We start from the raw sequence: 10,482 nt of genomic DNA on the forward strand, positions 1-10,482 counted from the left end.
GGCACGGCGCGGGCGGTGGGCGGTGTGCCGTCAGTCCTTCCGGTCCCCCAGGAACGCCGTCTGCACCTGGACCGTCTTCCGGCGGGCGATCCGGGTGGCGCGGCCCGGGGGCAGCAGGCGGCCCTTGGCGTTGCCGACGACGTACCCCTCGGAGGGCGGGCAGGACAGCAGCAGCGTCGGGGTGTTGACCTCCTGGAGTCTTCGCATCAGGTGGTCGCCCATGGCGCGTCCCGCGCCGGTGGCCGCGCGGGCGACCACCATGTGCAGACCGACTTCCCAGCCCAGTGCCAGCTGGTCGAGGAGCGGGTCGAAGGGGGCGTTCATCGGTCCGGAGCCGAGCATGTCGTAGTCGTCGACGAGGACGAACAGGCGCGGTCCGTTCCACCAGTCGGCCAGCCGCATCCGGGCCGGGGTGATGTCGGGGCCCGGCATCCGGACCTTCACCGCCCGGGCCGCCCCGTCCACCAGGTCGCGCAGGGCGTCGATGGAGACGGCGTGGCCCAGCCGGTACTCGTCGGGGATCGCCTCGACCAGCTCGCGGCGGTAGTCCACCACCATGATGCGGGCCTCGGCGGGCGAGTACCGCCGCATGATCGCCTGGGCGGTCAGCCGCAGCAGGTTGGTCTTGCCGCTCTCGGTGTCGCCGATCACGACCATGTGCGGGCTCTCGGCGAAGTCGTGCCAGACGGTGGTGAGTTCGTTCTCCTCCAGGCCCAGCGGCACCCGGAAGTCGCCCTCCGGCGCGGGCAGCTCGGACACCGGCAGCTCGGTGGGCAGCATCCGCACCCGGGGCGCGGACGGGCCCGTCCAGCTCTCGGCGACCGCGCTCACCAGCCCGGCGACGCCCTCACCGAGGTCGTCGGCCTGTTCGACGCCGTCGATGCGGGGCAGCGCCGTGAGGTAGTGCAGCTTGCCCTCCCGGGTCAGGCCGCGGCCGGGGATCCGGGGGACCGTCGCGGCCCGCCGCATGTCGATCTCGGAGTCCATGGGGTCGCCCATGCGCAGCTCCAGGTGGGTGCCCGCCTGGTCGCGCACGGCCGACGGCAGCTCCACCCAGCGCGCCGTGGTGACGATGAGGTGGACGCCGTAGTTCAGGCCCCGGGCCGCGATCGCCCCGAAGGTGGAGATCTGCCGGTCGTAGTCCTGGCGGACGGTGGACCAGCCGTCGATGACGAGGAACACGTCGCCGTGCTCCAGGTCGGCGAACTCCCCGGCGGCCCGGCGCCGCCGGAAGGTGGTCATGGAGTCGATGCCCTGCTCAAGGAAGAACTTCTCCCGGGCCGCGAGCAGCGCGTTCACCTCGGCGATGGTGCGGCTCACCCGCTCGGAGTCCAGCCGGGCCGCGACGCCGCTCATGTGCGGGAGCCCGTCGAGGCCGGCCAGTGTGCCGCCGCCGAAGTCCAGGCAGTAGAACTGGACCTCCCGCGGGGTGTGGGTGAGGGCGAGGGCCGTCAGGATGGTCCGCACCATGGTGCTCTTGCCGCTCTGCGGGCCGCCCGCGATCGCGATGTGCCCGCCGACGCCGGACAGGTCGACGGTCAGCAGGTCCCGCATCTGGTCGAACGGCCGGTCCACGATGCCGATGGGCACCTTCAGCCGGCCGCGGCCGGGCCAGCCCACCGTGGTGAGGCCCAGCTCCGGGTCGGGCAGGAGCGGCGGCAGCACCTGGTCGAGGGTGGCGGGCAGGTCCAGCGGCGGCAGCCACACCTGGTGCGCGGGCGGGCCGGCACCCAGCATCCTGTCGACGGCGACGGAGAGCAGCGTGTCCCCGGTCTCCTCGGCCTCCGGCTCCGGGTCCGGCAGCTCGGGCATCGCGCGCGGCACGACGTAGCCGCTCGTCCACGGCACGGTCTGGCCGGCGGCGCGGGCCTGGCTGGCGCTGCCGCGGCGGTGCCGGTAGGCGCCGGAGACGTAGGCGGCCCGGAACCGGGTCAGTGCCTCGACGCCCGACTTGAGGTAGCCGCTGCCCGGGGCCGGCGGGAGTTCGTAGGCGTCCGGCACGCCGAGGACGCCGCGGCTCTCCATCGCGGAGAAGGTGCGCAGACCGATCCGGTAGGACAGGTGGCTCTCCAGCTGGTGCATGCGGCCCTCATCGAGGCGCTGCGAGGCGAGCAGGAGGTGCACGCCGAGGCTTCGGCCGAGCCGGCCGATCATCACGAAGAGCTCCATGAACTCCCGGTGTGCCGCGAGCAGTTCGCTGAACTCGTCGACGACCACGAACAGGCTGGGCAGCGGTGCCAGCGGGGTGCCGGCGGCGCGCGCCTTCTCGTACTCCAGGGCGGAGGTGTAGTTGCCCGCGGCGCGCAGCAGTTCCTGGCGGCGGATCAGTTCGCCGTGCAGGGCGTCCTGCATGCGGGAGACCAGGGCCGCCTCGTCGGCGAGGTTGGTGATGACGGCCGAGACGTGCGGGAGCTCGTCCAGGCCGAGGAAGGTGGCGCCGCCCTTGAAGTCGACGAGGACGAAGTTGAGCGTCTCGGAGGAGTTGGTGAGCGCCAGCGCCAGTACCAGGGTGCGCAGCAGCTCGCTCTTGCCGGAGCCGGTGGCGCCGATCAGCATGCCGTGCGGGCCGGTGCCGCCCTGGGCGGACTCCTTGATGTCCAGTTCCACCGGCTGGCCGTCGACGCCCACCGCGATGGGCACGCGCAGCCGGCCGGGGCCGGTGCTGCGCTGCCACAGGGTCTGCGGGTCGTGCCGGTACAGGTCCTGGATGCCGAGGAGGGTGGTCAGTTCGACCTCGGTGGCCAGCGGCTCGGAGGCGTCCGTGCCCATGCCCATCCGGTAGGGCGAGATCCGCTTGGCCAGGGCGGTCGCGCCGCGCGGGCCGAAGGAGTCGGGCCGCCCGAGGAAGGTGGTCTGCTCCTTGCGGTCGCGGTCGGTGCGTACCAGGCGGAAGGCGTCGCCGCTCACGTCGAAGCGGAGGGTGACCCGGCCGGGGCGCCAGGTCAGGGCGCCGGTGAGGTCCAGTACGACGGTGTTGCGCAGCCCGGGGCCGTCGAGGCGGTGGCCGCCGGGGACCGTGCCGCCGTCGATGACGATCACGGTGAAGGGCTCCTCGCGGCCGGGGACCGCGTCGGGGTCGAACGGCGGGCGCTCCAGGAACTCCGCGCCCAGCAGGTCCTCCAGCTCGTTGAAGGCGGACCCGGTCATCCGGGCGGGTCCGGCGCCGTCGTTCTCCTGCGGGTGCAGGTGGTGCGGCAGCCACTTGGCCCACTCCCAGTCGGCGCGCCGCTCGTCGGACACGCACAGCGCGATCCACACGTCGTCCGGGGAGTGGAACGTGGCCAGCTGCGCGACGACCGCCCGGGCCAGCGCGCGGATGCGGTCCTCGTCGCCGCGGAACAGGATCCGGGCCCAGGCCCGCAGGTAGATGGCGATGGGCTGGTCGGGGACGGTGTTGTAGGCGCGGATGAAGCTGCGCAGCGCGTGCGCGGAGAGCGGTTCCAGGTCCTCGACGGGGGTGGTGGCCGTCGGGTTGAGGCGCAGGCCGAGCTTCTGGTCGCCCACCGCCACCCGGATCTCGCCGAAGTCCTGGTCCTGCGGGCGGCGTTCCCACAGCCGGGACGACCCGGCCAGGGACCACAGCGCGGACGGTTCGGGGTGGCGCCAGGCCAGGGCGCGTTGCTGGTCCATCACCGCGGTCCGCACCTTGCGGCGGGTCTGGGTGAGGTAGCGCAGGTAGTCCCGGCGCTCGCCCTTGAGGCGCTGCTTGCGCTCGCTGTTACGGCGCATCACCTGGCCGAGCATCATGGCCGCGGAGGAGATGACCATCAGGCCGAGGGCGAGGTAGATGAAGCTGCTGCCGCCGCTGCCCATGCCGGGACGCATGAACATCAGCATCATCGACACCGACATGAGCGCCATGGGCAGATAGGTCCACACGGCGGACGAGTCGGGGACCACCTCGGGGAGCGTGGGCGGCTCCTGCAGGGTCAGTTCTCCGTCCGGCATCTCGGGGCCGCGTCTGCGGGCGGGCCGGCGGAACAGAACCACACTCACCGTACGGGTCTCCTTACGGAGCGGCCGTCGGGCCGACGCGCGCGCTCACGGGTGGGGGTGACTGATGCTGCAGGGACCTCTGATGCTCCGGGGGCGGGGTCACCCCGAAGAGATGTTTGATACTACGATCACGCCAGCTGACCACCAACCAGCAACCCCCCCACTCCGCACGTCCGTTGCCTGTCCGTCGACACGCGACGGCGAACCCCGGAAGGCGTGAGCCAGACCGATGAGTGACAACCAGGTGGCCGGTCTGTGCCGCCTGACCGTACGCGCCCCCGCCCGCACGATCGACCTGGCCGTGCCCGCCGACGTGCCGGTCGCCGACCTGCTGCCCGCCGTGCTCGGTTACGCCGGGGACGACCTGGAGGAAGCCGGCATCGAGCACGGCGGCTGGGTGCTGCAGCGCCTGGGCGGCGAACCGATGGACGAGGAGCGCACCCTCGAATCCTTCGAGCTGCGCGACGGCGAGACCGTGTACCTGCGGCCCCGCGTCGAGGCGCTGCCCGAGGTGCATCTGGACGACCTGGTCGACGGCATCTCCACCACCCTGCGCGACCGACCGTACGGCTGGACCCCGTGGGCGGGCCGGGCCCTGCTGCGGGGCCTGGCCATGGCGGCGCTCGCCGTCGGCCTGGTGGTGCTCGCCCTGCCCGGCGGCTCCGGCTCGGGCTCCGTCCGGGTGCTGTGCGCGGCGGCCGCCGCGCTGCTGCTCCTGGCGGGCGCCGCCGCGGCCAGCCGGGCGGTCGGCGACGGCGGGGCCGGTGCGGTCCTGGGCCTGATGGTCACCCCCTATCTCGCCCTGGCGGGCTGGCTGCTGCCGGGCGGTGACATCACCGGCCCGCACGGTGCGGAGGTGCTGGGCGCCCGCCTGCTCGCCGCGTCCGCGGCCGGAGCCGGCGGGGCGGTGCTCTCGCTCGCCGCGGTGGCCGCGTACGCCGCCCTGTTCCTCGCCCCGGCCGTGATCGCCGCGTTCGGGGCGCTGGCCGGCGCCCTGATGCTGGCCGCCGGTCTCGCCGCGCACGAGGTGGCCGGCGTCACCGCGCTGGGCGCCGTGCTCCTCGGCGCCTTCGTGCCCGGCCTCTCCTTCCGGATGGCCGGGCTGCGCATGCCTCCGCTGCCGACCAACGCCCAGCAGCTGCAGGAGGGCATCGAGCCGCATCCCACCGCGGTCGTCGCCTCCCGGTCGGTGCTGGCGGACGGCTGGATGAGTTCGCTGTACGGGGCGGTCGGCGTGGTCTGCGCCGGCTGCCTGACCGTCCTGGCGCGCCGCGACGGGCTGGCCGAGGTGTTCACCTCCCTGGCGCTGGCGCTGCTGCTGATCCTGCACGCCAGGGGGCTGGGCAACGTCTGGCAGCGCCTGTTCCTGACGCTGCCCGGCGCCTGGGCGCTGATCCTGCTGGTGTTCTCGCAGGCACTGGGCTCCGGCTCCCTCGGGCGGCTGCTGACCGTGGTGGGCCTGCTCGCCGTGACCGCCGGGATCGCCATCGCGTCCTGGACCGTGCCCGGCCGGCGGCTCGTGCCGTACTGGGGCCGCGGGGCGGAACTGCTGCACTCGGCGGCGGCGATCGCCCTGCTGCCGCTGGTGCTGTGGGTGCTCGGTGTCTACGGGGCCCTGCGGTCCCTCAACGGCTGAGGAGAGCACGGTGCAGAACAGGCGTGATCAGGTACAGGCGCACATGTTCGTCATGGGGCGCCTCACCACCGCCATGCTGCGCGGCGACCCGGACGCCCCGGAGAGCCCGCAGGGCAGGACCAACCGCGGGATCGTGATCGGTGTGGTGATCGCCGTGCTGGTGTCGGCGGGCGCCTTCGTGCTGGGCCTGCTGAAGCCCGGCACCAAGGACTCCTGGAAGGAGGCGGGCACCGTCGTCGTCAACAAGGACACCGGCTCCCGTTACCTCTACCTGGACGGCCGGCTGCGCCCGGTGCGCAACTACGCCTCGGCGCGCCTGCTGGCGGGCGCCGACATGAAGGTCGTCTCGGTCGGTTCCGCCTCCCTGGCCGGTGTTCCGCACGGGGCGCCGGTGGGCATCGCCGGGGCGCCCGACGCGCTGCCCGCCTCCGACGACCTGGACACCGGCCCGTGGCAGGTCTGTTCCGGCACCGCCGACGGCACCGCCACCACGGTCCTCGCCGTGGGCGCGCCCGCCGGCGCCGGACTGGGCGCCGGCCAGGCGCTGGTGGTGACCGGCCCGGACAAGGCCGACCACCTGGTGTGGCGGGGCATCCGGCTGCGTCTGGACGACGAGCGCGGCGCCTCGCGCTCCCTCGGTTACGACACCACCGCGCGGGTGAAGGTCTCGGCGGCGTTCCTCAACTCCCTGCCCGCGGGCCCGGACCTCTCCCCGCCGGACGTGCCGGACCGCGGCGGCCGGGGCCCCGAGCTCGGGGGCCGCGAGACCCGGATCGGGCAGGTCTTCCGGGTCACGACGCCCGGTGCGGACGCCCGCTACTACCTGCTGCGCAAGGAGGGGCTCGTCCCCCTGACCGCGACCGGTGCGGCCCTGGTGCTCGGCGACCCGGACACCCGCGAGAAGGCGTACGGCGAGCAGGCCCCGACCGCGGTGGAACTGGGCTCGGACGCCCTGGACGGCCGTACGGCCGACGCCGCGGACACGGACCTCACCGACCTGCCCGCCGCACCGCCGAAGGCCGTGCGGCTGGAGCCGGGGCAGACGGCCTGCGCGCGGATCGAGAGCGGCGGTTCCGGTACCCGGGTCAGCGTCGCCCTGTCCTCGCCGTCCGTGCTGGGCCCGGCCGCGCAGCCCGCGCCGGAAGGGCTGACCCCCGCCTGCGTGCCCGTCGACCGGATCACCGTCCGGGCCGGCGGCGGCGCGCTGGTGCACGCCCTGGGTGCCGGGGGCGGCGCCGTCGGCGACACGGTCTACCTCGTGACCGACAGCGGCATGAAGTACCGGGTCGCCGGCGACAAGGCCCTGAACGCGCTCGGGTACGGCAGCGGGCAGGCGCGGGGGCTTCCCTCACCGCTGCTGGCCATGCTGCCGACCGGCCCCGACCTGAGTCCGGCGGCGGCCGTGACCGGACGCGGCAGGACGACGGCCGCTCCCTGCGGGTCATCGCCGGACCCCGCCTCGCGGGGCGACGCGGGGAACAGCGGGGCGGACGGGTCGCGGGCGTCGGGGGACGCAGCGGCCCGGGACCGGCCGGCCCGGGAAAATTGACGTGACAGTCATGTGACGATTCCTCAAATCCTGCTCAGTAATCGGAAATCGACGACCCGACGACCAGGGCACACGGGCTCTTTTCGCTATCGTCTGATCAACTGCTCCACGTTCAGGGATCAGTTGCCCCGGCCGGGCGGACACCCGCCGTCCGCGGCCGGCCGCGGACCGGCCGGGCGCCGGGGCCAGGCGGCGCGATCATCAGGAGGTGCGGTACATGGCAGGCTTCCAGCAGTCCGAGGAGCAGGCGACCCGGAACGGCATTCAGGCTCTCGAGTCGGCCTTCACCGGCGTGCAGAACTGCAGGCAGGACGTCGAGAACATGAAGTTCAACCTCGCCTCCGGGCTCAAGGGCTCGGACGGCAAGGCCTTCCAGGACCTGCTCAAGCTCTGGGACGACCAGGCCGAGATCATCTCCAGGAACGTCCGGGAAATGGTGGACACCCTCAACGAGACCCTCCGGGTCCAGGGTCTGACCCAGGGGTCCAACAACGAGGCCATCAACAACTCGTACACCCAGTCGCAGGCCATCTTCGACGCGCTGAGCGGCTGACACCGGAGCGCGTCCCGGCGCCGGGCCGGGACACCGCCCCTCCCTCCCCTTCCCTCCGTAACTGTTGCGAGACGAGGCCCTCACGATGAGCGACTTCACCGACGGACACATCTACGTCGATTACCGGCACATGTCGAACGCGGCCGACGACATGGTCCAGCAGACCCGGGCGATCGCCAGCATCCTGGTCAACCTGGACGCCGAACTCCAGGCGCTCAAGGCGACCTGGGAAGGTGACGACCGCCAGGTCTACAACGACAAGCAGACCGCCTGGAACAACGCCGTGCAGGCGATGCAGGACCTGCTGGAGAACCACTCCCACCTGCTGACCGAGGTCTCCGGGAACTACCAGTACAGCGAGAAGTCCCTCACCCAGCTGTGGAGCGAGGTCCGCGTCGGCCGCTGAGCCGGCCCGGCCCGCACCCCCGTCACCGGACGGCGGCCCTCCGCGCCTCAGGGAGGGCCGCCCGTCCGGTTCCCCGACAGCGACAGTTCCGGCAGGAGAAGGACATGGCGGACGACGGTACGACGGTCAATCTCGACAAGGCCTGGTTGGAGAACTTCCTCAACCACGACATCCTCAACTTCCGCGACGCGCTGAAGAAGATCACCCAGAACGGGCTCTCCACGACCGGCGAGGTCATCCCGTCGCTGGAGAACCTGAGCGCGCGGGGCAAGGTGACCGACGACTGGCCGATGGAGGCGACCCGGCCGCTGATGATCGGTTACATGGCCGACAACGAGACGGTGAACGGCGCCGCGCTCGTCGAGGCGGTCACCAACCTCATCAAGGAACTCGTGCCCATCCTGGACAACCAGGTGCAGCTCTTCGACGACATCGAGGACAACCTGCGCACCAGCATCGACGAGCTGTTCGACACCCAGGGCGAGAACCTCGCCAGGATCGACGGCGACAAGCTGCTCGACATCTTCGAGGACGTCGACGACACCCTGGGCGAGGCCGGCGGCGGCGAGGACGACTAGGCCCCTTCGGCGGAGCACGCCGCGCGACGCCGGGTGCGGGCCCTGCCGAAGTCCCCTCCCCCGACCCGACCGGCGGGGCGAGGACGCGGCAGGACGTACTCCGCGCGACCGCACCCTCCCTCCTCACCGACCCGGCCTCCACGGGCCCGGCCCCACGACCCGCCGGCTGCCGCGCGCAGCCCTGGACCTCCACCTACGCCCCCCCGTCAACGGAGTCAGACCGTGGCAGAAGACGAAGTACCGGAAGAGCACGTCAGGGCGCTCGACGCAGACAACGACTCCTGGCAGAAGGCGGCGTACTGGTTCACCGGGTACGACGCGCCGCACCGGGACACGCTCTTCGAGTCCCTCATAGGCAACGACGGCATCCCGCAGATGAAGGTGGAGCTCACCCGGCAGAAACACGTCGACTACGTCGACCCCAACGACTTCAACTGGCGCGTCGAGAACGCCGGTTACCGCATCGAGAACACCGACTTCGTCATCCCCTTCTACACGACGGGCGGGGACGACGCGTCCGCCGGCGACCAGGTCTCGATGTACAAGGCCCGCATCACCATGCTGGGCAGCAAGGGTGACGACGGCCCGTCGGGCGGTGTCGTGGAGGGCGGGGAGTTCAAGAGCCAGTACGACAACCATCTGGGCCTGAGCGGTGACAAGGCGACCTGGTCGACCGAGAAGCTGACCCAGTACGCCTACGGGACGGGGCGCGCGATGGAGGCGCTGCTCTACAACGAGAACGGCACGGTCGGTTTCGGCTGGAACAACAAGAACGTGCTGGACGCGGGGGCCGTCTCGCTGAAGTCCTTCGACACCGCGGCCGCCGCCTTCGACCGGGTCGCCCAGTTCTTCTCCACCCAGGAGAAGGTCGTCGCGGAGTGGCAGCGCCGGGTGGGCACCGAGATGGACGACGCCTGGCGCGGCCAGGCCGCCGGTGTCTTCTGGACCCTGATCGACACCATCAACCGGCAGTACAAGGGCTTCGCCGACGACATGGGCGCCGCCAACGGCCTCTCCAAGCAGGGCAACATCCTGCGCGAGGCCCGCGGCGCGTTCCGCGACGCCGTGGTCGAGCTGCACCGTTCCTGGATGACCTGGGTCACCAAGCACAGCAACCCGCTGATCGCACTGAACAAGCTGCTCGTGGACATCACCGACCACGTGTGGGAGAACAACATCAAGCAGATCACCTACAAGGTGAACAGCACCGGTGGCCCCTACGCGAGCTACTACACCACGTACCACGCCAAGGCGGGCTTCGACCAGACGGCCACCCGGCACGGCAAGAGCGACAACTTCGGTCCGCTGGACGAGCTGAGCACCTGGAAGGCCGTGGGGGAACGGGCCGTCCAGCACTGGCAGGCGTACGTCATCAGGGACCTCGTGGAGCCCGCCGAGGCGGCCCTCAAGGCGGTCCACAACAGCTGGAGTCCCACCACCATCGACCTCGGTTCGGTCAGGGTCCGGGGTGAGAGCGACCTCACCAGCTCCTACAAGGAGGATCTGGCCGAGAAGCGGGAGGACGACGCCGAGAAGGCGGCGGCGGAGGCCCAGCGCAAGCAGGACGAGTTCATGCAGTGGCAGAAGGACCAGGCCGCCGCGGCCAAGGCCGAGCAGGAACGCAAGGAGAAGGAGGCCGAGGAGAAGGCGGCCGCCGCCAAGGCCGAGCAGGAACGCAAGGAGGCCGAGGCCAAGGCCGAGCAGGAACGCAAGGAGAAGGAGGCCGAGGAGAAGGCGGCCGCCGCCAAGGCCGAGCAGGAACGC

General features: G+C 71.9%; 7 protein-coding genes. 6 read left to right on the plus strand and 1 reads right to left on the minus strand.

All coding sequences use genetic code 11. The features are described from left to right. Nucleotides 1–30: 30 nt before the first annotated feature. The gene (gene eccCa / locus A2U95_RS24320; RefSeq protein ID WP_166026784.1) at nucleotides 31–3,990 is read right to left on the minus strand and encodes a type VII secretion protein EccCa; all 3,960 of its coding nucleotides are present in this window, start codon (nucleotides 3,988–3,990) and stop codon (nucleotides 31–33) included. Nucleotides 3,991–4,225: 235 nt separating this feature from the next. On the opposite strand from eccCa, the gene eccD reads away from it, so the two are divergent. The 6 genes from eccD to A2U95_RS32945 all read left to right on the plus strand — a co-directional run. Further along, nucleotides 4,226–5,632, plus strand: coding sequence for a type VII secretion integral membrane protein EccD (gene eccD, locus A2U95_RS24325; protein ID WP_166026772.1), 1,407 nt, complete (start codon nucleotides 4,226–4,228; stop codon nucleotides 5,630–5,632). 10 nt (nucleotides 5,633–5,642) lie between these two features. After that, on the plus strand, nucleotides 5,643–7,181 hold the full coding sequence (gene eccB, locus A2U95_RS24330; protein WP_166026774.1) for a type VII secretion protein EccB: 1,539 nt from the start codon (nucleotides 5,643–5,645) through the stop codon (nucleotides 7,179–7,181). Between the two features lie 217 nt (nucleotides 7,182–7,398). Further along, nucleotides 7,399–7,734: a hypothetical protein gene (locus A2U95_RS24335; RefSeq protein ID WP_166026776.1), complete on the plus strand. Its 336-nt coding sequence runs from the start codon at nucleotides 7,399–7,401 to the stop codon at nucleotides 7,732–7,734. Between the two features lie 85 nt (nucleotides 7,735–7,819). Next, on the plus strand, nucleotides 7,820–8,140 hold the full coding sequence (locus A2U95_RS24340; protein ID WP_166026778.1) for a WXG100 family type VII secretion target: 321 nt from the start codon (nucleotides 7,820–7,822) through the stop codon (nucleotides 8,138–8,140). Between the two features lie 104 nt (nucleotides 8,141–8,244). Continuing rightward, nucleotides 8,245–8,718 (plus strand): type VII secretion system-associated protein, encoded by a 474-nt coding sequence (locus tag A2U95_RS24345; protein ID WP_166026781.1) that lies wholly within the window; start codon nucleotides 8,245–8,247, stop codon nucleotides 8,716–8,718. A gap of 222 nt (nucleotides 8,719–8,940) precedes the next feature. Next, on the plus strand, nucleotides 8,941–10,482 hold a 1,542-nt coding region (locus tag A2U95_RS32945; RefSeq protein ID WP_240957964.1), incomplete at its 3' end, for an AAWKG family protein.

The sequence above is a fragment of the Streptomyces chilikensis genome, assembly GCF_001642695.1.
Lineage (GTDB): Bacteria > Actinomycetota > Actinomycetes > Streptomycetales > Streptomycetaceae > Streptomyces > Streptomyces chilikensis.